The sequence below is a fragment of the Paenibacillus allorhizosphaerae genome (genome assembly GCF_042659105.1).
Classification (GTDB): domain Bacteria; phylum Bacillota; class Bacilli; order Paenibacillales; family NBRC-103111; genus Paenibacillus_G; species Paenibacillus_G allorhizosphaerae.
In genome coordinates this window covers 1,292,475-1,317,602 of sequence record NZ_JBHSRV010000001.1, presented here as the reverse complement: position 1 = coordinate 1,317,602, position 25,128 = coordinate 1,292,475, and the positions used below count along the sequence as shown (strand labels likewise).

Sequence of the window (25,128 nt, the reverse complement as noted above, 5' to 3'; positions counted from 1 at the left end):
GAACGGGCTTCCGCTTCATTCATTCAATGACAGCATGCGGATACCAAGTTATTTTCAAAGAGAGGGTTTTGGGACAAATGCATTCCAGAGACAAGATTCGCAATATTGCCATCATCGCACACGTTGACCACGGAAAAACGACGCTCGTTGACAAGCTGCTTCAGCAATCCGGTACGTTCCGCGAGCACGAGGCGGTTCAGGAGAGAGCGATGGACTCCAACGATTTGGAGCGCGAGCGCGGCATTACCATTTTGGCAAAAAATACGGCAATCAAATACAAAGATTATCTTATTAATATCGTGGATACTCCGGGCCACGCCGATTTCGGCGGCGAAGTGGAACGGATCATGAAGATGGTCGACGGCGTGCTGCTTGTCGTCGATGCATTCGAAGGCACGATGCCGCAGACGAAATTCGTGCTGCGCAAGGCGCTGGAGCAGAACTTGACTCCGGTCGTCGTCGTTAACAAGATCGACCGTCCGAACGCGCGTCCGGCCGAGGTCATCGATGAAGTGCTTGACTTGTTCATCGAACTTGGCGCGAACGACGAACAGTTGGATTTCCCTGTCGTGTATGCTTCGGGGTTAATGGGGACGTCCAGTTTGGTGCCGGAACAGCAGGACGATAACATGCAGGCGCTGTACGATACGATCGTATCCCAAATTCCGCATCCGACGGAAAGTGTGGAAGAACCGCTGCAATTTCTCGTCACGCTGATGGATTACAACGAATATCTCGGGCGTATCGCTATCGGACGGGTCAACCGCGGCGTTGTGCGTCAAGGTCAAGCGATCGCCGTCATTAACCGGGAAGGTCAAGTAAAGCAAGCCCGTGTGGAAAAACTGTTCGGTTTCCAAGGACTGAAGCGTCTGGAGATCGAAGAAGCCGGAGCCGGTGACATCGTTGCCATTGCCGGCATCAAGGATATCAATATCGGCGAGACGCTTGCCGATCCTGCCCGTCCAGAGGCATTGCCGGTGCTCAAGATCGATGAGCCGACGCTGCAGATGACGTTCCTTGTCAATAACAGCCCATTTGCGGGCCGTGAAGGGAAATGGGTAACGTCCCGCAAGCTTCGCGAGCGCCTGATGAAAGAGCTCGAAACCGACGTAAGTCTTCGCGTGGACGAGACGGATAGCCCGGATGCTTTCATCGTATCGGGACGCGGAGAGCTCCACCTCGGCATTCTGATCGAGAATATGCGCCGCGAAGGCTTTGAACTGCAAGTATCGAAGCCGGAAGTGATCATCAAAGAGATCGACGGCCAAAAGATGGAGCCGATCGAGCGCCTGATCATCGACGTGCCGGAAGAAAGCATGGGTTCGGTCATGGAGAGCCTTGGTACCCGCAAAGCCGAAATGGTCAATATGATCAACAACGGCAGCGGCAACGTGCGTCTGGAGTTCCTGATTCCGGCCCGCGGCTTGATCGGATACCGCACGTACTTCCTGACGCTGACGCGGGGATACGGTATTCTGAATCACGCTTTCGACAGCTACGGCCCATATGCCGGCAGCGGCGTTGGCGGACGTCACGAAGGCGTTCTCGTATCGAGCGAAACGGGCAATTCGACCTTGTACGGCATTTTGTCCGTTGAAGACCGGGGAACGCTGTTCGTCGAGCCGGGAACCGAAATTTACGAAGGCATGATCGTCGGAGAGCATACCCGGGATAACGACATTATCGTCAATATCTGCAAAGAGAAACAGTTGACGAACGTCCGTTCCGCAACGAAAGAAGACACGGTGAAGATGAAGACGCCGCGTTTGTACTCCCTGGAGCAGGCATTGGAGTACTTGAACGACGACGAATACTGCGAAATTACGCCAAAGTCGATCCGGCTGCGTAAAAAGATTTTGAATAAAAGCGAACGGGAACGTGCGGAGAAGCATCGCAAGATGGCAGAAGCCGGCGCGTAACGCGAAGGAATGCGGGAAAAGCTCTGAGTGCTCAGAGCTTTTCTTTGCAGCTTGCGGGCATTACAATAAAGGTATGATGCCTTTCGGAGGTGAGACGATTGACGGAATGGTTTGGAGAGCACCCTTGGATTACATTCGTTTTAATTTTTATTTTAATTACATATGTGTACAATAAAGTATTCCGAACGCGGAAACTGCCGGTATTGAAAAATGCCGTCATCTATTTGCTGCTGGCGTTTGGGTCGCTCATGCTGTTGTTTTTTCAGATTGCAGGGCTACCGATCGTCCCATCGCTTACCGTTGCTGTGGTGTTGATGCTGATGGTGCGCATTCGTTACTTTTTTCAGGAACGGTCGGCCAAGAAATAACATTCGAACGCGGAAGGGGCAATTGGTTTGGCGAACCTATGGCTAGTTCCAGTGCGGTGGGACGGGACGGAGGCCGAGCTCCATTCCGAAAGGCTGCTGCTCGAGCCGGAAGAGCACAAGGAGCGTTTACTGCGTGCCGTTCAGGCGGTACATCCCCGTTTGCTGCTTCTATTTAAAGCGGCGCTATTGCTGGACGACGAAGCGGCGGATGCCTGCGGCGTGGCCGAGCTGCCGTTTGCGTTGGAGCAGGGAGGGGGTATTCGTCTTGCAGCGGCGGATGCGCTTACAGACCGTGCGGCGGGTTCCGAGCCGCTGTGGCCGTTGTCCCATTGTGCGGAAGCTTATTTGCACCGGCTGATCGCTCCGGCTGAAGCGGAGCAACTGATGGCCGCTGTGAACGCGGAACCGGACATACAGCCTTGGATCCAGGCGATGCGCAATTGGTTCGGGCAAGGACTGCACGTCATTTTGTTGAGAGAGGACGGGAGCCTATGAATTTGCAGGATGCGCTGTTCAATTGGCTTCAAATCCGGATTGTAGCCGAAGCCAGACCGGATGATCAAGCGGCACAAGAAACAAAGCAATTTTTTGAGGACATCTTGCGTGAAGATCATAAGCTGGACGAGTTTTCGGTTACGTCGGACGAGACGATGTATCGGATTAAATACGGCAGCGGAGAGCAGAGGAAGCTGCAAATGTTCGACCGCGAGTCCGCCGAGCAATTGTTGTCCGATATAAATTCGAACCCGAAATACAATGAGTGACATATAACCCGTCTCCCTTTGATAAAATAAGTTATCAAGGTTTGAAGGGAGTGTCCATGATATCTGTTTGTGGTTGCAAAACTATTCCTATGCTATAATGAAATTGTTTCACCATGTTTGCAGGAGGGGAATCCATGGCCGAATTAGTCACAGCTCTATCGGAGCAGCAGTACGAACTATTGCAAAATGAGGCGTTTGCTTTGCTGAGCACAATCGATCACGAGACCGGTGCGCCTGCCATGAATGCGATCTCTTGGGTATACGCCAAAGATGTGAATACCGTACGTTTTTCAGTGGATCAGCGCTCACGTATTGTAGCGAATATAAAGCAAAACCCGAATGTCACCTTGACTACGATCGGCGCCGGGTCCGTGCATGCGATAAATGGCCATGCCCGGCTGGTAATCGATGCGCTTGAAGGAGTTCCGTTCAAATTGGCCTGCTTCGACATTGAAATTTCGGCGGTTCGCGACGCCATGTTCTATGGTTCGCGCATATCCGTCGCTCCCGAATACGAGAAAACATACGACAAGCGTGCGGCTGAAAAGCTGGACACGCAGGTGTTCACTGCCATGAAAAAAGCCTAGAAAATTTCGTTCTAGGCTTTTTTTGCACAATGGAATGGTTACGGATTGTTGACAGGCTTGTTCGGGGCTGCATGTTGCGGTTGATTCCCTTGCGGCGGCGTCTGGATATCTCTCGGCATTTGAGGGACAATTCTTCCGATAATCGCTGCCATTTCCTCCGCTAATCCGTGTACCGGACGGCCGTTCTGCATATTCGTTCGAATACTTCTCAATCGTTCGGCCAAATCCATATCCGCAGTTACCAACGCATCCACACCGTAAGGATCTTTCTTCAGCGCTTCGGCGACTGACAGCTTGATTGTACCTACTTTGGCCCGATCCATGCCAGGCGGCACATTGATTCCGACGACCGCCGTATTGCCGAAAACGACGCAGTTGGCGCTTTCCACATTCGGGATGCTCGTTGCGATTTGCTCCAATCGATCGGCAACGGCGCGCGGGTCTTGAATTTGTTTCTTTTGAGGAGCCGTTTGATTTACTTTCACTTGTCGATTTTGATCAGCTGTCTGAAGGGGAGAAGCTCCATTTTTTGGTGATTGGGTACAACCTGCCATAACGACGGACAACATCAAGAAAATGCCGACAAACATCCGCATAAATTCATCATCCTTTCATTTGCAGTATCAGTTTTGGTTAGTTTGTCCGCGCAAACCGGTTCCTATGTATGTCTAGAGCCAAACACCAAGCCTGGGAGGGAACTCAAATGAAAAAAATTTATGTGCTGGATACTAATGTGTTATTGCAGGATCCAAATGCCATATTTGCTTTTGAGGATAACGAAGTGATCATTCCGGCCGTTGTGCTCGAAGAAATGGATGCGAAGAAGCGCAACGCGGATGAACTTGGGCGCAATGCGCGCCACATCTCCCGCATGCTTGACGGACTGCGCAGCGAAGGCAGATTGTTTGAGGGCATTGAACTGCCAGGCGGCGGATCCCTGAAGGTGGAATTGAACCATCGGAGCTTCGCCAAACTGCAGGAAGTGTTCGCTGACGCGACGAACGACAACCGCATATTGGCGGTAGCGCTCAATTATCATTTGGAAGAAAAAGACAAAGAATCGCCGAGACCTGTCATCCTGGTCAGCAAAGATGTACTTGTTCGCATCAAAGCGGATGTGCTGGGGATCACCGCGCAAGACTATTTGTCGGACCGAATCGTAAGCATGGCTGACGAAATCTACTCCGGCCATATGACGATACACGTGCATCCTTCGGTGATCGACGAATTTTACACATATCGATTTTTAGGCGTCCAATCGCTAAATCTCGGTTATCCGCTCCATCCGCACGAGTTTGTCATTTTGAAAGACGAAATGGGTACGAGCAAATCGGCGCTGCTGAAAGTGAACGCGGAAGGCAAGAAGTTGGAGCCGCTCTACCTTAGCAACGATCCAATCTGGGGCATTGCGGCACGCAACGCGCAGCAGCGAATGGCGCTCGAGCTGCTGTTGAACGACGATATTCCGCTTGTGACGCTGACGGGGAAAGCGGGAACGGGGAAAACGCTGCTGACGCTTGCGGCCGGTCTGATGAAGGTGGAGGATGAGCGGAAATACAAGAAGCTGCTGATCGCCCGGCCCGTTGTGCCGATGGGCAAAGATATCGGGTATTTGCCCGGGGAGAAAGAGGAAAAGCTACGGCCTTGGATGCAACCGATTTATGATAATTTGGAATTTTTGTTCGACACGAAGAAGCCCGGAGATATCGATAAAATATTGCATGGGCTTGGCAGCATCCAGGTCGAGGCGCTCACGTATATACGCGGGCGGTCGATCCCGGGGCAGTTCATCATCATCGACGAGGCGCAAAACTTATCGAAGCATGAAGTGAAGACGATCGTTTCCCGCGTAGGAGAAGGCAGTAAAATTGTTCTGCTGGGCGACCCGGAGCAAATCGACCATCCTTATCTGGACGCATCGAGCAACGGCCTCACCTATGTGGTAGAGCGGTTTAAGGAGCAAAACATCAGCGGACACATCATGCTGGAACGCGGCGAACGTTCCCATCTCGCCCAATTGGCTGCAGATTTGCTCTAAAATAGGTAAAGGACAACAAAACAACGCATCGGCCGCGACGCTCCATTCGTCATCCGGCCAATGCGTTGTTTGATGTATATCGAATTACGTTGCCCAGCGAACCGAACTGCCGTAAGCTTTTGCGATCCTTTCCGCCAATGGTTGATTCTGCGTTTCTATGGCATAAAGCACCTGATCGGCATCAGCCTGGCTTGCGGCCAGCAGATGTTCCTCCAGCTGCGCCAGAGCGGCGTCCGGCTCTGCGGACCGGAAAGATTCGCTCATCGCTGCAGCGCCTTCCAGGTAAAACAGGCTGACGAGATCCGCGTATACGTATACGTTCTCCAACCGGCTCGTAAAGCCGAAATCGCTGAACGTTCGATACAGCGTCACCGGCGCAGGCAGCAGCAGCAGCGGCATCTCTTCCCACGGGATCGCGTACTGCTCCATGACGGGAACGGCTTCGTTTCGCTCCGCTTCCGACGAGAAAATAAGCAGTTCTTTCTCCCGGTCGAACAGCGAGGCTTTCCCGGCCAACGCTTTCACGATTTGTGCATAATAACCGGCCCGCTTGCCTTCGGGCAAGTCCATGGCGAGCGCCCATTTGCGGATATAGTCCATTATCGGCTTCACGCTCCTTGTTTTAGCTCTATTATCCGGAAAAAAGCCGGCTGCTGCAACTTTCGTCACAACGCCAGCTTTATGAAGATGCTTAACTTGCCTTCTTCCAGCTTGAGGCCCGTTATTTGGAGGAAAGATGCGATATTTTGCGGATAAATGCCGAGATCGAAATTTTTTTGCAATTCCTCTACCGTTGTGGCAGGCAGCGCATAGCCGTTGAACAGCAGTTCTTGGATCGAATAACGAATGAATGATTTCGATTTGCCGTTGTCTTTGGAAGCCATCTCGTAGCGGCCTTTGATCGTCAGCGCAATATCGTCCTGCTTGCCGGAAGCGATAACGGCATCTTCCGTAAAACGAAATGTCATATTGCGGAAGATTTCATTCTTCTTTTGCAAGAAGGCGTTCAGCTCCTGGTCGGTCATCTGAAACGTATAGTTGAAGCCGTTCATAATCAAGTTAGAGGTTTTTCCGCCGGATCCGGGGCTTCCGGCAGTCATGATCTCGGGCAAGTCATTCATGGCCTTCGCCAAAGCTTGAAAATACGTTTTGAACAGCGGTACGCCTTTATCCTGCCACAGCCGGTTTAGATCGGTTATTTGCTGCTGTACTTTGACGGCTTCCTTATTTTTCGCCAGCATCTCGTCCACTTCCTTTTGTAGGGTGACCAAGCGGGCTCGTTCGTTTGTATACCGGTCTTTCGTTTGCGTCAGCGCCGTTTGCGCTTGCGTTTGCTCCGCTTGCAGCGCCGTCAGCTGTTTCCATGCCGTTTCGTGACGACTTAAAGCCTGCCGGTCCGTATGCAGAATCATCTGCAAATACTCCAGCACGGACAACGCGTCGGATAATGAGCGAATGCTGAAGACGATCGTCCACAGCGAATCCCGGTCTCCCTGATAGTAAGCACGTATTACTTTGGCCGCATGCTGTCTGGCTTCGGCGGAAGCGCTGCGCGCCGCTTGCAGCTTTTGCTCCGTGTCCTTCAGCTGCGCCGTCAGCGTCGCTTGCCGTTCGGAGATGCGCCCAAGCTCTCTGTCGATTTCATAGACGGTCAACCCTTTCTGCAGGATGTCCCGGTTTGCCTCCGTCGTTTCCGCCCAAACCGTTGACCTGGGAAATGCCGAAACGAAGCATAACCATATCATCAGAAGCACAGTCCATTTCCGCTTCATTCCTGCTTGTCCTCCTCCGGTTTGAAACAAAATCTCTCAACTAAAGAATATCATGACTTTTCGTAAAAAATGCCAAAAAAATACTTTTCACGCCTGCCGAGAGGTGAAAAGTATTTTTGGAACGCTTATTTTTTGGGTCGATCGAGCATTCGAAGAAATTCGCTTATCGGTTTCACTTGCTTCGGCACTTCCATTGCGAAGACGGGCGTTCCATTTATATCGCTAATCGTATGCTTCCAGTTGATTTCACTCGAAGCTGCGCCGTCCCATTGAAGATGCAATATTCCCGACTGTTCGCGAATAAAGCCGTCAGGATCGATCGTCACGGTAATGAAGGAAGGGACCGTCGGTTTCAGACGCTCCGTTGTCTTTTTCCATTGTCCGTGTTGCGCATCGGTGCTTAAACCGCTCATCAACAGTTCATCGAGCAGGCTGGGGATGATTCCATTGAAATAAGCGGTCGCCGCTTGTTCATTTTTGCCCGTCATCTTCAGTGTAATGGTCTTGGAGTCCGTTCCTTTGGCTGCAGCGGTTTGCTCTTGTGGAACCGGTTCAAGCCAATCCGGGTTAATCCCCTCGAGCATCTTCGTAACGATGGCCGAGCCAAGGTGACCCGTCTGTTTCAACCGATCCGCATGCTCTCCCAGCGGCACCTGCATATATTCATCTAGCTTATTTACGATTGGCAACCGGACATACATTTTGTTATCTTTAAGAAGGATCGGGATTTCCATGGGCGTCCCTGAGCCTTTAGGCGTCACTTTAAAGATCGATTCCATTCGGAGAGGCTCCAATAACGACACGCTGCCGCTATAATCGATTGAACTTTCCTTGAACATGGAAAGCACAGCGGCGGTTAACGGCGGCATACCCGCGAAGAGTGACGCGTCGAGCTTCATATCCGCATGGCCGCTGAAGCGGTACGTTTGAATATGCTCTTGTTTTTGCGCCGCCTGAAGCAAATCCTGCTTCAGCTGCTTGTGATCGGTGCACCCGGCGGCGAGCAGGAGCACGCAGCATAACAACAAGACGATGGCAATAGCTTTAGGGTTAAACAAGACTTCCGCTCCTCTATATGAATTCTCATCCTATTATAACGAGCGGGTTTCGGTTTGTCTGTAGTAAAAAGGTGTGAGGTGGCGAACTTGAACGAAACGATGCAACAAGGAAGCTCCAGCTTAATGGAAACGATCAAACGAGAAATAGCGGCAGCATCGGAACAAGCGATTTCGTTTCGCCGTTTTATGGAATTATGCTTGTATCATCCTTCCCTCGGATACTATATGAGAAGCGAAGAGAAGATTGGCCGAAGCGGCGATTTTTACACGGCTGCATCTATCGGCGGCTTGCTTGCCGACACGATCGCCGAATGGATCGTGAACGAGCCTTTCTGGACTGGCAGAGCAGCTGAGACGGTTCGCATCGCGGAATGGGGCGGAGGCAGCGGAAAGCTTGCGGTGCAGCTTCTGGATACGCTCCAGGCAACGGCGCCGGAGCTGTACGGCCGACTTGAATATATTAGCGTGGAAACAAGCGGCTACCATCGCGAGCTGCAATCGTCCGTGCTTACCGATCATGCAGGCAAGGTGCGGTACTATACGGCTGATCAATGGTATCGCCAGGGGCCTTGGGTCAATACGCTTGTTCTGTCGAACGAGCTGCCTGATGCGTTCCCGGTATTTCGGATCGTCGTGAGCAATGGCCGATGGATGGAAAAGGTCGTGTACTGGGACGAGGAAAAGAACGAGCTAGCGGAAGCGGAACGTCTGCTTACGGACGAAGCGGTGCTTGCTTATATCCGCGAGGAGCACATCCCTTGCCGGGAAGGCCAACAGTTTGAAGTGAATCTCGCAGCCACAGACTGGATGCGTTCGGTTGCCGCGGCGCTGGAACAAGGTACAGTGCTTACGATCGATTATGGGGACGTCGGCGAGGAGCTTTACGCACCGCATCGAATGAACGGCACGCTGCTTTGTTACCGCAAGCATGTGGCTTCGGATACGCCGCTGCAGTTTCCGGGAGAGCAGGATATGACCGCGCACGTCAACTTCAGCGCATTGATCCGGGCCGGAGAAAATGGAGGGTTGAAAGCAACGGAGCTGATGACGCAAAAGCAGTTTCTCGTTCGAAACGGACTGCTGCAGCGGCTGCAGTCCCACGATGCGCGCGATCCGTTCTCGCCTGAGGCGAGGCGCAACAGAGCGATACGGCAGCTGCTGCTCAGCGACCAGATGAGCGAACTGTTCAAAGTGTTGATTCAAAAAAAAGAACCGCCGTCCTGATCGGAATCGCGGTTCTTTTTTTGCCGTTCGTTCACTTTAAAGCACTGGGTTACCGGAGGATTGGTTACACCGACATCTTGAAGAAAGACCAGTAAGTGAAACCGGTAAACGATACGATCATGTACCCCCAAAAAATCAATATGTAGGCGCGTTCGGATAATTTCATGTATCCTAAAAGCACGAAAATCGCCGTCTGGGCAAAAAAGATCAATGCCATCGGGATAAAGTCACCGGCCAGCGCCATGAGCCCGATTGCAAGCGTCCAAAAGCCTAGAACTCGAAACATGCGATCCATCCTGCATCCCCCTTTCTACGGTCACATCTAAAGTTACTATCCAACATTATAACTTTTCCACCTGCAGGTGTAAACGTCAAATCCGTGACGAAATTAAGTCAATTTGCTTTTCTTCACCATATCATTTCCTTCTCGTCCCCCAAACATGTATGGCGACCTGAAAAAATGGCAATACAAATTACTAGAAAAGTATTCTATGAACTCTACCATGGGCATAGAGATAAAGTAAAGCATCACATAATTTGCGAACCACCATTCATAGATGTGGATGATACCTTTTGGGTTGGGAGGACTGCTCGATGACTGCAATCAGACAAGATGCATGGAGCGAGGAAGACGATTTGATATTGGCGGAGGTGACATTAAGACATATCCGAGAAGGCAGCACACAGCTATCCGCGTTCGAGGAGGTTGGGGAAAAAATAGGCCGAACCGCGGCAGCTTGCGGTTTCCGCTGGAATAGCTTTGTTAGGAAAAAATATGAGGCGTCCATTCAAATCGCGAAAGCGCAGCGTCAAAAACGAAGCCAACAAAAGAAGCATTCGCCTGCGTTTGCTTCCGTGGCCAGCAGCGTATCCGGTTCGGTTGGAGCCGAAAGTTCCATGCGCAGTGACGGAATCGTAGAGGAAATATCGATCGATGCAGTCATACGCTTTTTACGGCAGTGGAAAGGAAGCTATCAAGAGATGGTGCGCCATATTCGCCAACTCGAGAAGGAACTGAACGATAAGCAGGATGAGCTTGAGAGACTTCGCAGTGAAAACGATGTGCTGAAAAGTCAAGTCAATGAAGTTTCATCGGACTACCGCGTCGTGAACGACGACTACAAAGCGCTGATCCAAATCATGGACCGGGCGCGCAAGCTTGCTTTTTTAGCCGAGGAGGAAGAAGAAGCGAAGACGCGGTTTAAAATGGACGAGAACGGGAATTTGGAACGAATTGAATAGATTTACGACATAATGCCCCGGTTTCCTCATTGCAGGAGATCCGGGGTTTGTTCGTTTATGGGGATCTGCTATGATAGGTAGAAAAAGAGATTAACGATGGGGGGATTGGATGGGACGAGTCCGATTAACGGTCGTCGGAGCCGGTGCGGTAGGCTTGCTGTTTGCGGCGAAGCTTGGTATGGCCGGCTTTCGGATGGAATTGTGCGCTAGAAGACCGGCTCAGAGGCAACTGCTGCTGGAAAACGGCGTGCGGTTTAGGAGCGGTATAGAGGAATCGGCGAAAGTGAATGAAACGATCGTGCGGCCGCACATTCGTATGCTGGCGGAGGATGCTTCCATTGCAGGCGAGAGTGAAGAACGCATTCATTTTATTATTTTGGCGGTCAAGCAGGCAGCATTCACCCCGGAATTTGTGGAGCAAGTCGAGCGTCTGACAGGACCTGCAAGCTGGGTGGTCTGCCTGCAGAACGGCATCGGCCATATCGATGCGCTGTCTCGCCTCGTGCCTGAGGAGCGGATTTTCGCTGCAGTGACGACGGAGGGCGCAATGAAACGATCCGATCATGAGGTTATACATACCGGGAACGGTACGACCTGGATCGGTCCGGTCCGCCCGGCCGGGAGTCGTGAGGCGGACGAAGCGCAAAAAAAACTGGCGGAACTGCTAAATCTTGCAGGATTCCATACATTTTTGTCGAAAAACATCACTAGCAGAGTTTGGCAAAAATTGATTATTAATTCCGCTATAAACCCTTTGACCGCCATTCTTCGGGTTCACAACGGCGAACTGCTGCAGCGGCCGGAAGCGATGGAGCTGATGCGGACGCTGGTTGACGAAGCGGTGGCAACGGCCGATAAACTGGGGCTATCTCTTGATCCCGACTTATGGGAGCAGCTGCTCGAGGTTTGCCGCAAGACGGCAGGCAACCGTTCGTCGATGCTTCAGGATTTGCTGGCCGGAAGAATGACGGAGATTGACTACATCACGGGTGGGATTATGAGGGAAGCGAAAAAGGCAGGACTGGTTGTACCCGCACATCAAACGGTTTATCGGTTGGTGAAAGCGATAGAAGCGGGGGCGGAAGCCGGAGGCCGAACTCAACTACTGTGACGAAACGGTGGGATTGCATGAATATGCTGCTTGATTGGCTTAACAAGCTCTATATGACGCTTGCGCTCGTTCCCTTCGTGGCCTTTTTCATCACCTGGTTCATTGCTTATGGTTTAAGCCGCGATAAACGAAAATCAACGCATCTCAGTATGGATATTACGACGCTGTTCCTAGTAGGTTCCGTCGCTTACATGAGCCGCAGCATCTTTGGGTCGGGAATGCTGCTTTGGACGATTGTGCTGCTGTTTCTCGTAGCGGCAGGACTGCTCGGCAATCTCCAGACCCGGATGAAGGGACGCGTCGATCTGCTAAAAATCGCAAGGACGCTCAGCAGATTCGGATTCGTTCTGCTGACGGCTTTCTATGTATTGCTGCTGTTTGTCGGAATCGGAAAGTTTATGTTTAAGCTGTAAAAGTTATGGTAGAAATCATAGTGGAAAATGAATAATTTTCATCTGGAAATGGGAGCCTAAGGAATAGGCTCTTTTTCTTTTTGTTCAAAAATATGGAGGCATCGGATGAAAATGGAAAAGTAATTACCCTTCTGTAAAAATATGTTCCTAGATTTTATTGACCTATGGTTGTATAATTATTTATTGGTAACGGTTTCAGAGTATTTACATTTTGCGCATGATCTTATAATATCAGAGATGGATTATTTGCGTTACCTATATGTCATGAAATCTCACGTGATATATAGATACCATATAATTACATATTCACAAAGGGGATGGATTTATGAAGTTTCAAAAGCTTCTGGTTTACGCTACGGTAACGGCCATGCTCGGAGCTGTGGCTGCCGGATGCGCGGATAGCGGAAAGAAAGATGCAGGGGGAGCTGCGGGCGATACAAAAGCGCCGGCGCAAGAGCTGCGGATCAACTTGTCGGCCGAGCCGCCTGCGATAGACAGTTCGATCGCGACTACGAACCCGTCTTTCACGATTTTGAACGCCGTTAACGAAGGATTGTACCGTCTGGATGCCGACGGAAAGCCGCAGCCTGCGCTTGCCAAAGAGCTTCCGAAAGTTTCCGCCGACGGGCTTGTATATACGATCACGCTTCGTGACGGATTGAAGTGGGCCGACGGTTCGCCGCTCAAAGCGAGCGATTTCGTCTGGGCTTATCAGCGGACGCTGGATCCTGCGACAAAAGCGAAATATGCGACGATGCTGGCCTGGATTAAAGGCGGCGCCGCTTTGAATACAGCAAAGCCGGAGGAGCTGGAAGCGAAAAAAGCGGCTCTCGGCGTAAAGGCAAAAGACGACAAGACGCTTGAAATTACGCTGGAAAGACCGGTAGCTTTCTTCACGGATCAGCTCGCGATGCCGCTCTTCTTCCCGCAAAATCCTGATTTTGTGAAGAAACAAGGCGATAAAAACGGTGCCGATGCCGACAAAATTATGGGCGCCGGTCCGTTCAAGATGGAAAAATGGGATCATGAACAGCAACTGGTCATGGTGAAAAACGAAAATTATTGGGATGCGGCGAACATCAAGTTGACCAAAGTCACCGTCAACGTGGTGAAAGACCCAAACACGTCGCTCAATATGTACGAGACGAATCAGGTCGACTTGACCGAGTTGAAAGGCGACCAGCCGAAAATGTATCAAGGCAAGCCTGATCTCGTGTTCAAGAAAGAATTCGTAACGGCTTACGTGTTGTTCCAAAACAAAAAAGTACCTGCCTTCGCCAATACGAAAATCAAGCAGGCGCTTGGTATGGCGATCGACCGCAAAACGTTTAACGAAGTCATTCTGGGCGGAACTTCGATTCCGTCGACGGGTCTTGTTCCAGGCACCGTTCTTGACGGCAACAAGCAGGAATTCCGTAAAGTGGCCGGCGATACGCAGCCTCCGTACGATCCTGCCAAAGCAAAGCAATTGCTGGCCGAAGGCTTGAAAGAGCTGAACATGGCTTCGCTGCCGAAGTTCAAGCTGACTTCCGACGATACGGAAACATCGAAGAAAACGATCGAATTCATTCAGGCGCAATGGAAACAAAACCTGGGTATCGACGTTGACGGAGAACCGCTGCCGTTCGCGCTGCGCGTCAAAAACATGCAGGAATACAACTTCGATGCGCTGATCGGTCTGTGGGGTGCGGATTACAACGATCCGATGACGTTCCTTGATATGTGGCTTTCGGATAATAAATCGTTTAACTACATGCAGTACAGCAGCAAGCAGTATGACGATCTGGTGAAGGGCGCGGATAAAGAGGTTGATCTTGCGAAGCGTTCCAAAATGATGATTGACGCTGAAAAAGTGCTCATGTCCGACGCTTCGATTTCTCCGCTTTACTTCCGTACAAGACCGTATGCGAAGAAGCCGAACGTTGAAGGCTTGATCTTGCCTGCCATGTCCAAAGAATGGGAGCTTCGCTGGACTTACTTGAAGTAAGCGATGCGCTGCACGTTGTTTAGACAGCTGCCTTGCCGCGAAAAGTGAGCACTGCTTGTCAGTGCTAGCGGCTTACGACAACTAGCCGTGGATTGGTGTCGCTGTTTCAAATGGTTGACAACTGCCCGCCGTTTCAACCGGCTTGCCGTTGCAACAGGGACCGTTCTAATCTTTATTGGAACGGTCCGATTTTTTCAATAGGCAAATAACCGATCGGAACTGCTTCGCAAACATAGCCACCGAAGCGTCTATGCTTGCGAAACAGTTCTGCCTGCAATTATGCGACCGTAACTGTTTGACGTTTTCTTTGAACAAGCTCAGGAGGTGTGCCATGCTTCGCTTCTTATTGCGTCGGCTGGTTTATATGATCATGACATTGTGGCTCATCGTCACGTTCACTTTCGTTCTGATGAAAAACTTGCCGGGAGATCCGTTCGGTGAAGATTCGCAGAAGATGACGATCGAGCAGAAAAAGATTTTGTACGCCCAATACGGCTTGGATAAGCCGATCTGGGATCAGTATTTGAAGTATATGAACAACGTGATTCACGGCGATCTCGGAGTATCTTTCGCCTTTCCGACGCGGAAAGTTACCGAAATCATTAAGCAAGGTTTTCCCGCCTCGCTGGAGCTCGGTTTATGGGCACTTGGCATTGCCATTGTCGTTGGTCTCATCTTGGGGATTATCGCGTCTTTGAACCATAATAAAGGTTTGGATATCGCAGCGATGTTCACCGCTGTAGCAGGGATTTCGATTCCGTCCTTTGTGCTGGGGCCGCTGTTATCGTATTTTGTAGGGGTCAAATTAGGGTGGCTTCCGCCGGGGATGTGGACGGGGCCGTCTTCGAGGGTGCTGCCCGCCATTGCCTTGTCGTTCGGGACCATTGCCATCTTGGCGAGGCTTATGCGAACGGCGATGCTCGACGTATTGAATCAGGATTACATTAAAACTGCGATGTCCAAGGGCTTGTCCCAGCGTGCCATTGTTGTCAGACATACGCTTCGCAACGCGATACTGCCGGTCATTACCGTTCTTGGACCGGTTTTCGTCAACCTGATTACAGGTACGCTCATTGTCGAGCAAATTTTCGTCGTACCGGGACTGGGCAAGCATTTCGTACAATCAATTTATTCGAATGACTATACTATGATTACCGGACTTACTATTTTCTATGCTTTTATACTCGTTGTCGTTCTGTTTATTACCGACATCATTTACGGTTTGGTTGATCCGCGCATACGTCTGGCGAGAGGGGGCAGCAAGTGATGGAAGTTTCGAAAGATATGTTTCAGCCGCTGAACAAAGATGTCCTCGGCCAAGAGACCATTGTGCGGCCTTCCCAGACGTACTGGCAGGATGCCTGGAGAAGGCTGAAGAAAAACAAGCTGGCGATGTTCGGGCTGTGCAGCTTGGTTTTGCTGTCCGTCCTTGCAATATTCGGGCCGATTTTTTCCCACTTCGATTACGCAACGCAGGATTATGCGATCAAAAATCAGACGCCGTCCGCCTCGCACTGGTTCGGAACGGATGATTTCGGCCGCGACTTATGGGTGCGGATTTGGTGGGGCACCCGCATTTCCTTGCTGATCGGCCTTACGGCAGCGGCACTCGACCTTGTGTTCGGTGTCCTGTACGGCGGGATTTCCGCTTATTACGGCGGACGCGTAGACGACATTATGCAGCGGATAATCGAAATCATTTACTCCATTCCGTTTTTGCTCATTTCGATTTTGCTCATTGTCGTCATCGGTCCCGGTTTCAAAACGATCATTATTGCATACGCGATTACGGGATGGGTGCCGATGGCGCGGCTCGTACGCGGTCAAATATTGACGCTGAAAGAGCAGGAATATGTGCTCGCGGCGAAAACGCTCGGCGCCGGCGGGGCGCGCATTATATTGAAGCACTTGGTGCCGAATGCACTCGGCTTAATTATCGTGCAAATTACGTTTATCGTACCTTCGGCGATTTTTGTCGAGGCGTTCCTAAGTTTTATCGGCCTTGGCATTCGCGTGCCGCTGGCTTCGCTGGGGTCGCTGCTTTCCGACGGAGCAAACAACATTCGGTTGTACCCGCACCGGGTCATTTTCCCGACGATCGTATTCAGCTGGATTTTGCTCAGCTTCAACCTGCTTGGCGACGGTCTGCGCGATGCGCTTGATCCGAAAATGCGCAAGTAAGCAAGCTATCAGTTCATGGGGAGGTGCTGCAAACGATGAATAACAATATATTGGAAGTTCGCGATCTGAAAGTATCTTTTCGCACGTATGCGGGGGAAGTTCAGGCGGTAAGAGGCGTCTCCTTTGATCTGAAAAAAGGGGAAGTGCTGGCGATCGTAGGGGAGTCCGGATGCGGGAAATCCGTTACGGCGCAAACGATCATGCGTCTTATTCCTTCGCCGCCAAGCGTCATCAAGAATGGCTCTATCAAATTCGACGGGAAAACGGAAATTACCCGTATATCCAATAAAGCGATGGAAAAAATACGCGGCTCGGAGATGGGGATGATTTTCCAGGATCCGATGACTTCGCTCAATCCGACGATGACCGTCGGCAAACAGATCACGGAAGGCATCATCAAGCATCAGAAAGTAAGCCGCGAGGAAGCGAACAAGCGCGCGCTCGAAATATTGAAGCTTGTCGGCATGTCGAATCCGGAAGGGCGCATGCAGCAATATCCGCATGAGTTTTCCGGCGGGATGCGCCAGCGCGTCATGATCGCCATTGCGCTTGCGTGCAATCCGAAGCTGCTCATCGCCGACGAACCGACGACGGCGCTCGACGTCACGATTCAAGCGCAAATTATCGAGCTGATGAAGAAGCTTTCCGAGAAGACGGAAGCTTCGATTATCGTCATTACCCACGACCTCGGCGTTGTAGCCGAGATGGCGCAGCGCGTCATCGTCATGTATGCCGGCAAAGTTGTGGAACAAGGCACCGTGGACGAAATTTTCTACGAATCGAAGCATCCGTACACATGGGGATTGCTTCGTTCCGTACCGCGTCTCGATCAGAAGAAAGACAGCGAGCTCGTGCCGATTCCCGGTACGCCTCCGGATTTGTTCGCTCCGCCGAAAGGCTGCGCGTTCGCGGCCCGCTGCCCGTATGCGATGGGCGTATGCGGCCAGATCGATCCGGAGCATACGAAGCTGTCCGATACGCATTCGGCGGCTTGCTGGCTGCTGCATGAAGGAGCTCCGAAAGTGGAGCGTCCGGTGGAAGCGGGAGGTGCGGCACGATGAGCAACCAACAACCGTTGCTGGAAGTTCGCAATTTGCAGAAGCATTTCCAATTGGGCGGAGGCAAAACGCTGAAAGCCGTCGATAATATCAGCTTCGCCATCGAGCGGGGAGAAACGTTCGGTCTCGTGGGCGAATCCGGCTGCGGTAAGTCGACGACGGGACGCACGATCATCCGTCTGTATGAGTCGACCGGCGGCGAAGTGTTGTTTAACGGCGAGAACGTGCACAATCTTCGCGGGAAGAAGCTGCTCGATTTCCGCCGGGACATGCAGATGGTGTTCCAGGATCCGTACGCTTCGCTGAATCCCCGCATGACCGTCGGCAACATTATTGCCGAGGGGATCGACATTCACGGGCTGATGTCCGGAAGCAAGCGCAAGGAGCGCGTGTTCCAACTGCTGCGCGACGTCGGCCTGAACGAAGAGCATGCCAGCCGTTTCCCGCATGAGTTTTCAGGCGGTCAGCGTCAACGGATTGGGATCGCGCGGGCGCTTGCGATCGAACCGAAGTTCATCATCGCCGACGAACCGATCTCGGCGCTGGACGTATCCGTGCAAGCACAAGTCGTCAATTTGTTCAAAAAGCTGCAGAAGGAGCGGGGGCTGACCTATTTGTTCATTGCCCACGACCTTGCGATGGTAAAGCATATTTCCGACCGGATCGGCGTAATGTATCTCGGTAAGCTTGTTGAGGTGACGACGTCGGAAGCTTTATACGCAAAGCCGCTGCATCCGTATACGCAGTCGCTGTTGTCTGCTATTCCGATCCCGGATCCGGAAGTGGAGCGGCACAGAGAACGCATCATTTTGGAAGGCGAAATTCCAAGCCCGCTGAACCCGCCGAGCGGCTGCCCGTTCCGCACGCGCTGTCCGATGGCGATGTCGGAATGCGCCGCCGCTATGCCTGAATTCAAGGAAGTGGAGCCGGGTCATTTCGTCGCATGCCACTTGCATAAATAATAGAGGAAACAGCCCTTCGTTTCATCGAACGAAGGGCTGTTTTTGCTTTGACGATTGCCGGGAACATGTGTACAATATATTAAGCTTCAATTATTAAGCAAAGGACGCGCATCAGGTTGTCATACCTTGAGCGCATCGCAATACATACGGGAGGGTGGCGGCAAGCTTTGCAAGTAGAGGCAATTCATTGGAAGTCCGGCCAGCCTTTGACGGAGGACTATATTCACCGGTTTGATAAAGTGGGCGATTTGTTCGACTATAATCCGTGGGAAGCGGCCGGCTGGCAAGAAAGGGCCGATTGGCTGGATAAGGAGCGTTCGGGCGGAGCGGATCGAAACGCGCTTTCGGAGGCGCTGATTCGTTTCAACACGGCGATTGGCGGCTCCGAGGCGACGATCCGTCAGGCGGAGCTGCTAAAGGACCGACGCACGCTTTGTATCGTCGGGGGGCAGCAGGCCAGCTTATTTACCGGCCCGCTCTTGGTCATCTACAAGGCGATCACGCTCATTCAGACGGCGAAGCAGGCATCAGACAAGCTGAAACGCCCGGTGGTACCTGTGTTTTGGATCGCGGGAGAGGATCATGATTTTGACGAGGTGAACCACTTCCACTACCTGTCTTCGGATTTGAAGGTGGAGAAAGTAAAGCTGGAGCATCCGACAGGGCTGCGAACGTCCGTCAGTCAAACCGTAATTCCCCACGAGCAATGGGAGGAAGCGCTTGCGCAGATGGAGCAATCGCTCATGCCGACCGAGTTTCGCGCGGAGCTTATGGCTTCGCTTCGCTCGATGGCGGACAGCTCGACCTCGCTGGTCGATTATTTCGCCCGGATCATGGCCAAGCTGTTCGGTGCGTACGGGCTCGTGTTCGTTGACTCGGACGATCCGCACATACGCAGGCTTGAATCTCCAATGTTCCAACAGCTCGTGGAGCGGAGCGACGCTATTCACAGCGCTTTGCTGAAAGGCAAAGAGCGCGTGCTCTCAGGCGGCTATCAGCCGCAGGCGGAGCTTCATGACCGCGGAGCAAACCTGTTCGTGTACGATGGCGGCGAGCGGATATTGCTTTATCCGGCGGAGGACGGGAACGGTTTTACAGACAGAAGAGGCGAGCGGCGTTATTCGCGCGAATATTTGGCGGATTTGGCCGAATCATCACCGGAGCGTCTGAGCAACAACGTGATGACCCGGCCGCTGATGCAGGATTACTTGTTCCCGGTGTTGGGCGCCGTTCTCGGACGATCCGAGATCGCTTATTGGGGACTTACCCGCGAAGCGTTCCATCTGCTCGGCATGCGGATGCCGCTGCTCCTTCCCAGACTTGAGTTTACGCTGCTGGAAGGCACCGTGCAGAAAAATATGAAGAAATTCGATCTGAGTCTGGAGGATGTGCTGTTCCGGCTGGAAGACAAACAGCAGGGATGGCTGCGGGAGCAGGATCAGCTCAACTTGGAGGAGCGATTCGGCGAAGTCAAGTCGCGGTTCAAGGACAGCTATGAACCGCTCATTGAGGCAATCGGCGGGATTAATCCGGGACTGCGCAAGCTGGGTGAGACGAATCTCGGCAAAATCATCGAACAGATCGAGTTTTTGAAGCAAAAGTCGGAGGACGGAATGCGATCGCAATTCGAATCCGGCATCCGTCAATTCGAACGGATCGGCATGTCGCTGATTCCCGGCGGCAAACCGCAAGAAAGGGTATTTAACATAGCCTCGTACATTAATAAATACGGCGAAGGTTGGCTGAAGGAGCTGCTTGAGCTTCCGCTGGAGCCGGATGGAAAGCACAGGGTATGTTACATATAAAGCAAGACTAGGAATCATACGACACGACTATCTAACTATTCAAGGAGGAATTTTATTCATGGCAAGCACAGTGAATCAAAGCATTATTCGCGATATCAAATTGGCTCCGGAAGGGCATTTGAAAATCGATTGGGTTAACGCCCATATGCCGGTGCTGAACCGCATCCGCGAGCAGTTCGAGAAGGAACAGCCGTTCAAAGGGCTGAAAGTGGCGATTTCGCTTCACCTGGAAGCAAAAACCGCTTACCTGGCTAAAGTGGTGCAAGCCGGCGGCGCCGAAGTGGCGATCTGCGGCTCCAATCCGCTTTCTACACAAGATGATGTATGCGCAGCGCTTGTAGAAGACGGCATTACCGTTTTTGCGAAGTACAATCCGGATCCGCAAGAATATAAAGAGTTGCTGATCAAAACGCTGGAAACCGAGCCGGACCTGATCATTGACGACGGCGGGGATCTCGTGACCATTCTCCATTCCGAGCGCAAAGATTTGCTCAAAAAAGTGCGCGGCGGCGCGGAAGAAACGACGACCGGTATTTTGCGCCTGAAGTCTTTGGAAAAAGAAGGGCAGCTTCAATTCCCGATGGTTGCCGTTAACGACGCCTTCTGCAAATACTTGTTCGACAACCGTTACGGTACGGGGCAATCCGTATGGGACGGCATCAACCGGACAACGAACCTGGTCGTCGCTGGCAAAACCGTTGTCGTCGTCGGTTACGGCTGGTGCGGCAAAGGCGTTGCAATGCGGGCCAAAGGATTGGGTGCGAACGTGATCGTTACGGAAATCGATGCGATCAAAGCGGTTGAAGCTTACATGGACGGCTTTGCAGTCATGCCGATGACGGAAGCGGCCCAATTGGGCGATTTCTTCGTTACCGTAACGGGCAACCGCGATGTTATCCGCGGGGAGCATTACAAAGTGATGAAGGACGGCGCGATCTTGTCCAACGCTGGCCACTTCGACGTTGAAGTGAATAAGCCGGAGCTGGAAGCGATGTCCGTATCGAAACGTACCGTTCGCCGCAACATCGAAGAGTATAAGCTGCAGGACGGACGCAAGTTTTACATTTTGGCGGAAGGCCGCCTCGTAAACCTGGCAGCCGGCGACGGTCACCCGGCGGAAATTATGGACATGACGTTCGCGCTGCAGGCGATGTCGCTCAAGTACGTGAACGACAACTACAAGCAAATCGGCAACAAAGTTGTAAACGTTCCTTATGAGCTGGATGAGCAAGTAGCCCGTTTCAAGCTTGCTGCCATGGGAATGGGAATCGATACGCTTACGGTGGAACAGCAATCCTATTTGGACAGCTGGGCAGAGCATTAATAGTTCGCGTCTCGCTTCGCGAGCGTTCGAATCAAACTCTCTCGATGATGTATTCATCGGGAGAGTTTTTTTGTTTGGTTGTATTGAAACTCTTGGCTGTTTTTCCAACATCATGCAACAATGCCGATAACCGTTCCGTCTATGGTGATAGCGAATCGTTTGAAGCGGATTCGCTGCCAGTTTTCGCAAAAATAAGGGGGATTAGCGATGCGAAACAAAGCAAGGGCGGGCTTTTTGCGGCAGTACCGGGGAATGGTCGGCTTGACGAAAGGAGTGTGTGCGTCGCTGGCTGTGTTAGTGGCGGTTGTAGGCGTGCTATCAGGCTGCGGCACCGGCGATTCAGCGGCTTCGAAAAGCTCGGAGCTCAGTGCAGCCATGCCGAGTGCGCAGCAGGCGAACGGTAGCGCTTCAGCGGAAAAAGCGGATAAAGCGACGGCTGCGTCGGACGCCAAGGCTTCTTCGAACACGGCGGCCGGCGGCAGCTTCACGGGAGAAACGGCGCCGGAGGCGACCGACCCGTTCAGCCGCAAAATCATTTACAAAGCCAATCTCGTCATGCAGGTGGAGAAATACCAGGACACCGCGGCCAAGGTACAGGAAGCCGTCAGGCAGTCCGGAGCGTACATTTTGCAGTTCAGCGAAAATATGGCGGCTGCCGAAAAGGGCGGGACGTTTATCATCAAAGTTCCTGCGAACGGCTTTCAATCGCTGCTGACGATGCTGGAACAAATCAACCCGACCATGCAAAAAAATATGCAGGGGCAGGACGTGACTGAAGAATACGTCGATTTGTCTTCGCGGCTGAAGGCCAAGCAAGTCGTGGAAGAACGGTTGATTTCGTTCATGGAGAAGGCGACGAAAACCGACGAGCTTGTCGCATTTTCGAGTGAGCTCGGGAAAGTTCAGGAAGAAATCGAGCGTATCAAGGGCAGAATGCGCTATTTGGAGCAAAATGTCGCTTACTCCACCATCGAGCTGAGATTGACGCAAAAGATCGGATCCGCCGAGGTCATCGGCTCAAAAGACCGGGGGCCGCTGCTGAACCGGGCCGTGGCGGCGTTAAACGGCAGCGTGACCGTATTGTCCGTCATGTTCCAGTGGTTTGTCGTATTTGCGGCCGGAGCGCTGCCGATTATAGCGCTTCTCATCATTATCGGCGTACCGCTGTGGTTTGTCAGGGGAAAAAGAAAAGCGAAGCTGGCCGATATCCGCAAGCAGCTTGCCGAGCACAACAAGCTGCCGGAAACAACGGAGGCCACTCCGAAAGAGCTGGAATAGACGGTACCTATGAAAAATCCTGTTTTCGTCTTAGGGACGAAGCAGGATTTTTTGTTCCATACAGCGAATTATAGTTTACAGGTGGAGGAAAGTGGGTTAAAGTGGAGGAAAGGGGGTGGCGAGTGGGATGTTTATGGGGGAATATCAACATACCGTTGATGAAAAAGGCCGAATGATCGTGCCCGCGAAATTTCGCGAAGCCCTCGGAACATCGTTTATCGTCACTCGCGGCCTGGACCAATGCTTATTCGTATACCCAATGGATGAATGGGCGGTGCTGGAGCAGAAGCTCAAGGCGCTGCCGCTGATGAAATCGGACGCTCGCGCATTTACCCGTTTTTTCTTCTCCGGAGCGACCGAGTGCGAGCTGGACAAACAGGGCAGAGTCAATCTGCCGAACAATCTGATCGAACATGCCAAGCTGGAGAAAGATTGCGTCGTGATCGGCGTTTCCAATCGGGTGGAGATTTGGAGCAGGGCAATCTGGGAAAACTATGCCGAGCAATCGGAAGAATCGTTCAACGAGATTGCCGAGAAATTGGTTGACTTCAACTTCGATTTGTAAACGTTCAGGAGGATGCGGGCATGTTTCATCATATTACGGTGTTGAAAGAGGAAGCGGTACAAGGACTACATATCAAGCCTGACGGCGTATACGTCGACTGTACGCTCGGCGGAGCCGGGCACAGTCTGTTGATCGCAAATCAGCTTCATTCCGGCGGAACGCTGATCGCATTCGATCAGGATGATGCCGCGCTTGCTAATGCAGCGGAACGTTTGGCCCCGGTTGCGGATCGGGTGAAGCTCGTGCGCAGCAATTTCCGCTTTTTGGAACGGGAGCTTTCCCGGATCCCGCAGGCAATGAAGAACGGCAAGCCTCAGGTGGACGGCGTGCTGTTCGATCTTGGCGTTTCTTCCCCGCAGCTGGACGAAGCGGATCGCGGCTTCAGCTACAACCAGGATGCCGAGCTTGACATGCGGATGGACCAAACGGCGCCGCTGACGGCCCGGGATATCGTAAACGATTGGTCGGAGCAGGAAATTGCAGAAATTTTGTTCAAATACAGCGAGGAAAAATTTTCACGGCGTATTGCAGCGAATATCGCAGCAGCCCGCGCAAAGAAACCGATCGAGACAACATCGGAGCTCGCGGAGCTGATCAAGGAAGCGATTCCCGCCGCGGCGCGGAGAACGGGACCGCATCCGGCCAAGCGCAGCTTCCAGGCGCTGCGCATCGCGGTCAATGACGAATTGGGCGCTTTTGAGGAAGCGTTGGAGCAGACAATCCGATGCCTCGCCCCGGGAGGGCGCGCATCCGTTATAACTTTCCACTCGTTGGAGGATCGTATCTGCAAACAGACGTTCAACAAATACGTCGCCAAATGCACATGCCCGCCGGATTTTCCGATGTGCGTATGCGGCAACAAAGGGATCGTCAAACTTGTCAATCGCAAGCCGATCGAGGCGAGCGCGGAGGAATTGGAAATGAATCCGCGGGCGCGTTCGGCGAAGCTTCGCATAGCGGAAAAACTTTGAAACTAAGGGGGAACCATCTTGCCGGCTTATATTCATGGGAGTTTAGCGGTGGAACAGCGCTCGGAGAACAAAGTAAAACCGAAGGAACCGAAAAAAGCGGTAAACCGCAACAACAAGTCGCTGCCGGTGCAAGAGAAGCTGCTGTATTTGTTCACTGTAGCGATCTGCGTGGTGGTGGCGGGCCTCATCATTTGGCGTTATGCCCAAATCTATGAAATGAACACAAATATTAATAAGATCGAGACGAAAATCAAGCAGCTGGAGGCGGAGAACAGCGTGCTGAAGCATAAAGTGGATGCGCTGTCGTCGCCGGAGCGCCTTGGCGAAGAAGCGAAAAAACTGGGTCTTGTCGTTCCGGAGGAAAATCAAATTAAGCCGGCCGGCAACGCGAAGAGCGGCGGCGCAACCTCGCCCAAGCAAGTGGCTAGCAATCCGCCGTCCGGTTCGAGTGCGGGCAAAAAAACAAAGGATCAACCCTGATCTGTTTGCGGGAATAGGGGG

Annotated in this window: 26 protein-coding genes; 21 read left to right on the top strand and 5 right to left on the bottom strand. The window is 52.2% G+C overall.

Features of this window, described 5'->3' with window-relative positions; translation table 11 throughout:
- Positions 1–77 precede the first annotated feature (77 nt).
- The 5 genes from typA (at position 78) to ACFQI7_RS05810 (ending at position 3,638) form a co-directional block, all read left to right on the top strand.
- Positions 78–1,919, top strand: coding sequence for a translational GTPase TypA (gene typA / locus ACFQI7_RS05830; protein ID WP_218097045.1), 1,842 nt, complete (start codon positions 78–80; stop codon positions 1,917–1,919).
- 98 nt (positions 1,920–2,017) lie between these two features.
- Entirely contained in the window at positions 2,018–2,287 is a 270-nt protein-coding gene (locus tag ACFQI7_RS05825; protein ID WP_218097046.1) for a YlaH-like family protein, read from the top strand.
- Positions 2,288–2,314: 27 nt separating this feature from the next.
- A complete protein-coding gene (locus ACFQI7_RS05820) occupies positions 2,315–2,782 on the top strand; it encodes a hypothetical protein (protein WP_218097047.1) in 468 nt (155 codons plus the stop codon).
- On the top strand, positions 2,779–3,051 hold the full coding sequence (locus ACFQI7_RS05815) for a hypothetical protein (protein WP_218097048.1): 273 nt from the start codon (positions 2,779–2,781) through the stop codon (positions 3,049–3,051). Before ACFQI7_RS05820 ends, ACFQI7_RS05815 begins: the two co-directional genes overlap by 4 nt.
- A gap of 134 nt (positions 3,052–3,185) precedes the next feature.
- Positions 3,186–3,638, top strand: a complete 453-nt coding sequence (locus ACFQI7_RS05810; protein WP_218097049.1) for a pyridoxamine 5'-phosphate oxidase family protein — start codon at positions 3,186–3,188, stop codon at positions 3,636–3,638.
- Positions 3,639–3,676: 38 nt separating this feature from the next.
- Here the strand turns inward: ACFQI7_RS05810 and ACFQI7_RS05805 are convergent, their stop codons facing one another.
- Positions 3,677–4,234: a YhcN/YlaJ family sporulation lipoprotein gene (locus tag ACFQI7_RS05805; RefSeq protein ID WP_218097050.1), complete on the bottom strand. Its 558-nt coding sequence runs from the start codon at positions 4,232–4,234 to the stop codon at positions 3,677–3,679.
- Positions 4,235–4,341: 107 nt separating this feature from the next.
- On the opposite strand from ACFQI7_RS05805, the gene ACFQI7_RS05800 reads away from it, so the two are divergent.
- A complete protein-coding gene (locus ACFQI7_RS05800) occupies positions 4,342–5,676 on the top strand; it encodes a PhoH family protein (protein ID WP_218097051.1) in 1,335 nt (444 codons plus the stop codon).
- 84 nt (positions 5,677–5,760) lie between these two features.
- Here the strand turns inward: ACFQI7_RS05800 and ACFQI7_RS05795 are convergent, their stop codons facing one another.
- From ACFQI7_RS05795 to ACFQI7_RS05785, 3 genes are all read right to left on the bottom strand, one after another.
- The gene (locus ACFQI7_RS05795; RefSeq protein ID WP_230414622.1) at positions 5,761–6,288 is read right to left on the bottom strand and encodes a hypothetical protein; all 528 of its coding nucleotides are present in this window, start codon (positions 6,286–6,288) and stop codon (positions 5,761–5,763) included.
- Positions 6,289–6,341: 53 nt separating this feature from the next.
- Positions 6,342–7,448, bottom strand: a complete 1,107-nt coding sequence (locus tag ACFQI7_RS05790) for a hypothetical protein (protein WP_218097052.1) — start codon at positions 7,446–7,448, stop codon at positions 6,342–6,344.
- Positions 7,449–7,573: 125 nt separating this feature from the next.
- Entirely contained in the window at positions 7,574–8,506 is a 933-nt protein-coding gene (locus ACFQI7_RS05785) for a hypothetical protein (RefSeq protein WP_218097053.1), read from the bottom strand.
- Between the two features lie 87 nt (positions 8,507–8,593).
- Between ACFQI7_RS05785 and ACFQI7_RS05780 the strand changes: the two genes are divergently transcribed.
- Positions 8,594–9,730, top strand: a complete 1,137-nt coding sequence (locus ACFQI7_RS05780; RefSeq protein ID WP_230414623.1) for a class I SAM-dependent methyltransferase — start codon at positions 8,594–8,596, stop codon at positions 9,728–9,730.
- Positions 9,731–9,794: 64 nt separating this feature from the next.
- On the opposite strand, the gene ACFQI7_RS05775 is transcribed toward ACFQI7_RS05780, so the two are convergent.
- Positions 9,795–10,025: a DUF2626 domain-containing protein gene (locus ACFQI7_RS05775; protein WP_218097054.1), complete on the bottom strand. Its 231-nt coding sequence runs from the start codon at positions 10,023–10,025 to the stop codon at positions 9,795–9,797.
- A 299-nt stretch (positions 10,026–10,324) separates the two neighbouring features.
- Here ACFQI7_RS05775 and ACFQI7_RS05770 point away from each other — a divergent pair, with 299 nt between their 5' ends.
- The 14 genes from ACFQI7_RS05770 to ftsL all read left to right on the top strand — a co-directional run bounded on the left by ACFQI7_RS05770 (position 10,325) and on the right by ftsL (position 25,107).
- On the top strand, positions 10,325–10,972 hold the full coding sequence (locus ACFQI7_RS05770) for an RsfA family transcriptional regulator (RefSeq protein ID WP_218097055.1): 648 nt from the start codon (positions 10,325–10,327) through the stop codon (positions 10,970–10,972).
- A 109-nt stretch (positions 10,973–11,081) separates the two neighbouring features.
- Positions 11,082–12,083 carry a ketopantoate reductase family protein gene (locus ACFQI7_RS05765; RefSeq protein WP_218097056.1) on the top strand — a complete coding sequence of 334 codons (1,002 nt, stop codon included), beginning with the start codon at positions 11,082–11,084 and terminating at the stop codon, positions 12,081–12,083.
- Positions 12,084–12,100: 17 nt separating this feature from the next.
- Complete coding sequence (locus ACFQI7_RS05760; RefSeq protein ID WP_218097057.1) at positions 12,101–12,496, top strand: DUF3397 domain-containing protein; 396 nt, start codon at positions 12,101–12,103, stop codon at positions 12,494–12,496.
- A 325-nt stretch (positions 12,497–12,821) separates the two neighbouring features.
- Positions 12,822–14,483: a peptide ABC transporter substrate-binding protein gene (locus ACFQI7_RS05755; protein WP_218097058.1), complete on the top strand. Its 1,662-nt coding sequence runs from the start codon at positions 12,822–12,824 to the stop codon at positions 14,481–14,483.
- Between the two features lie 331 nt (positions 14,484–14,814).
- On the top strand, positions 14,815–15,750 hold the full coding sequence (locus ACFQI7_RS05750) for an ABC transporter permease (protein WP_218097059.1): 936 nt from the start codon (positions 14,815–14,817) through the stop codon (positions 15,748–15,750).
- Positions 15,750–16,664, top strand: coding sequence for an ABC transporter permease (locus tag ACFQI7_RS05745; RefSeq protein WP_329958200.1), 915 nt, complete (start codon positions 15,750–15,752; stop codon positions 16,662–16,664). The genes ACFQI7_RS05750 and ACFQI7_RS05745 overlap by 1 nt, the downstream gene beginning before the upstream one ends.
- Before the next feature lie 35 nt (positions 16,665–16,699).
- Positions 16,700–17,725: an ABC transporter ATP-binding protein gene (locus ACFQI7_RS05740; protein ID WP_218097061.1), complete on the top strand. Its 1,026-nt coding sequence runs from the start codon at positions 16,700–16,702 to the stop codon at positions 17,723–17,725.
- Complete coding sequence (locus tag ACFQI7_RS05735) at positions 17,722–18,684, top strand: ABC transporter ATP-binding protein (RefSeq protein ID WP_218097062.1); 963 nt, start codon at positions 17,722–17,724, stop codon at positions 18,682–18,684. Before ACFQI7_RS05740 ends, ACFQI7_RS05735 begins: the two co-directional genes overlap by 4 nt.
- 167 nt (positions 18,685–18,851) lie before the next feature.
- On the top strand, positions 18,852–20,489 hold the full coding sequence (gene bshC / locus ACFQI7_RS05730) for a bacillithiol biosynthesis cysteine-adding enzyme BshC (RefSeq protein ID WP_218097063.1): 1,638 nt from the start codon (positions 18,852–18,854) through the stop codon (positions 20,487–20,489).
- A gap of 58 nt (positions 20,490–20,547) precedes the next feature.
- Positions 20,548–21,813 (top strand): adenosylhomocysteinase, encoded by a 1,266-nt coding sequence (locus ACFQI7_RS05725; RefSeq protein ID WP_218097064.1) that lies wholly within the window; start codon positions 20,548–20,550, stop codon positions 21,811–21,813.
- A gap of 207 nt (positions 21,814–22,020) precedes the next feature.
- Complete coding sequence (locus ACFQI7_RS05720; protein ID WP_218097065.1) at positions 22,021–23,091, top strand: DUF4349 domain-containing protein; 1,071 nt, start codon at positions 22,021–22,023, stop codon at positions 23,089–23,091.
- 127 nt (positions 23,092–23,218) lie between these two features.
- Positions 23,219–23,656: a division/cell wall cluster transcriptional repressor MraZ gene (mraZ, locus tag ACFQI7_RS05715; protein WP_218097498.1), complete on the top strand. Its 438-nt coding sequence runs from the start codon at positions 23,219–23,221 to the stop codon at positions 23,654–23,656.
- Positions 23,657–23,676: 20 nt separating this feature from the next.
- Complete coding sequence (gene rsmH / locus ACFQI7_RS05710; protein WP_218097066.1) at positions 23,677–24,627, top strand: 16S rRNA (cytosine(1402)-N(4))-methyltransferase RsmH; 951 nt, start codon at positions 23,677–23,679, stop codon at positions 24,625–24,627.
- Positions 24,628–24,645: 18 nt separating this feature from the next.
- Complete coding sequence (gene ftsL, locus ACFQI7_RS05705) at positions 24,646–25,107, top strand: cell division protein FtsL (RefSeq protein ID WP_218097067.1); 462 nt, start codon at positions 24,646–24,648, stop codon at positions 25,105–25,107.
- The last annotated feature ends 21 nt before the right edge of the window (positions 25,108–25,128 follow it).

Excerpts from the sequence above, each read along its gene's own strand:
- ACFQI7_RS05805 (WP_218097050.1), bottom strand. The coding sequence starts at position 4,234 with ATGCGGATGTTTGTCGGCATTTTCTTGATGTTGTCCGTCGTTATGGCA.
- ACFQI7_RS05745 (WP_329958200.1), top strand. The coding sequence starts at position 15,750 with ATGGAAGTTTCGAAAGATATGTTTCAGCCGCTGAACAAAGATGTCCTC.
- typA (WP_218097045.1), top strand. The coding sequence starts at position 78 with ATGCATTCCAGAGACAAGATTCGCAATATTGCCATCATCGCACACGTT.
- ACFQI7_RS05815 (WP_218097048.1), top strand. The coding sequence starts at position 2,779 with ATGAATTTGCAGGATGCGCTGTTCAATTGGCTTCAAATCCGGATTGTA.
- ACFQI7_RS05725 (WP_218097064.1), top strand. The coding sequence starts at position 20,548 with ATGGCAAGCACAGTGAATCAAAGCATTATTCGCGATATCAAATTGGCT.
- ACFQI7_RS05720 (WP_218097065.1), top strand. The coding sequence starts at position 22,021 with ATGCGAAACAAAGCAAGGGCGGGCTTTTTGCGGCAGTACCGGGGAATG.
- ACFQI7_RS05770 (WP_218097055.1), top strand. The coding sequence starts at position 10,325 with ATGACTGCAATCAGACAAGATGCATGGAGCGAGGAAGACGATTTGATA.
- ACFQI7_RS05760 (WP_218097057.1), top strand. The coding sequence starts at position 12,101 with ATGAATATGCTGCTTGATTGGCTTAACAAGCTCTATATGACGCTTGCG.
- ACFQI7_RS05790 (WP_218097052.1), bottom strand. The coding sequence starts at position 7,448 with ATGAAGCGGAAATGGACTGTGCTTCTGATGATATGGTTATGCTTCGTT.
- ACFQI7_RS05735 (WP_218097062.1), top strand. The coding sequence starts at position 17,722 with ATGAGCAACCAACAACCGTTGCTGGAAGTTCGCAATTTGCAGAAGCAT.
- ACFQI7_RS05740 (WP_218097061.1), top strand. The coding sequence starts at position 16,700 with ATGAATAACAATATATTGGAAGTTCGCGATCTGAAAGTATCTTTTCGC.
- ACFQI7_RS05750 (WP_218097059.1), top strand. The coding sequence starts at position 14,815 with ATGCTTCGCTTCTTATTGCGTCGGCTGGTTTATATGATCATGACATTG.
- ACFQI7_RS05765 (WP_218097056.1), top strand. The coding sequence starts at position 11,082 with ATGGGACGAGTCCGATTAACGGTCGTCGGAGCCGGTGCGGTAGGCTTG.
- ACFQI7_RS05810 (WP_218097049.1), top strand. The coding sequence starts at position 3,186 with ATGGCCGAATTAGTCACAGCTCTATCGGAGCAGCAGTACGAACTATTG.
- ACFQI7_RS05755 (WP_218097058.1), top strand. The coding sequence starts at position 12,822 with ATGAAGTTTCAAAAGCTTCTGGTTTACGCTACGGTAACGGCCATGCTC.
- mraZ (WP_218097498.1), top strand. The coding sequence starts at position 23,219 with ATGTTTATGGGGGAATATCAACATACCGTTGATGAAAAAGGCCGAATG.
- rsmH (WP_218097066.1), top strand. The coding sequence starts at position 23,677 with ATGTTTCATCATATTACGGTGTTGAAAGAGGAAGCGGTACAAGGACTA.
- ACFQI7_RS05775 (WP_218097054.1), bottom strand. The coding sequence starts at position 10,025 with ATGGATCGCATGTTTCGAGTTCTAGGCTTTTGGACGCTTGCAATCGGG.
- ACFQI7_RS05800 (WP_218097051.1), top strand. The coding sequence starts at position 4,342 with ATGAAAAAAATTTATGTGCTGGATACTAATGTGTTATTGCAGGATCCA.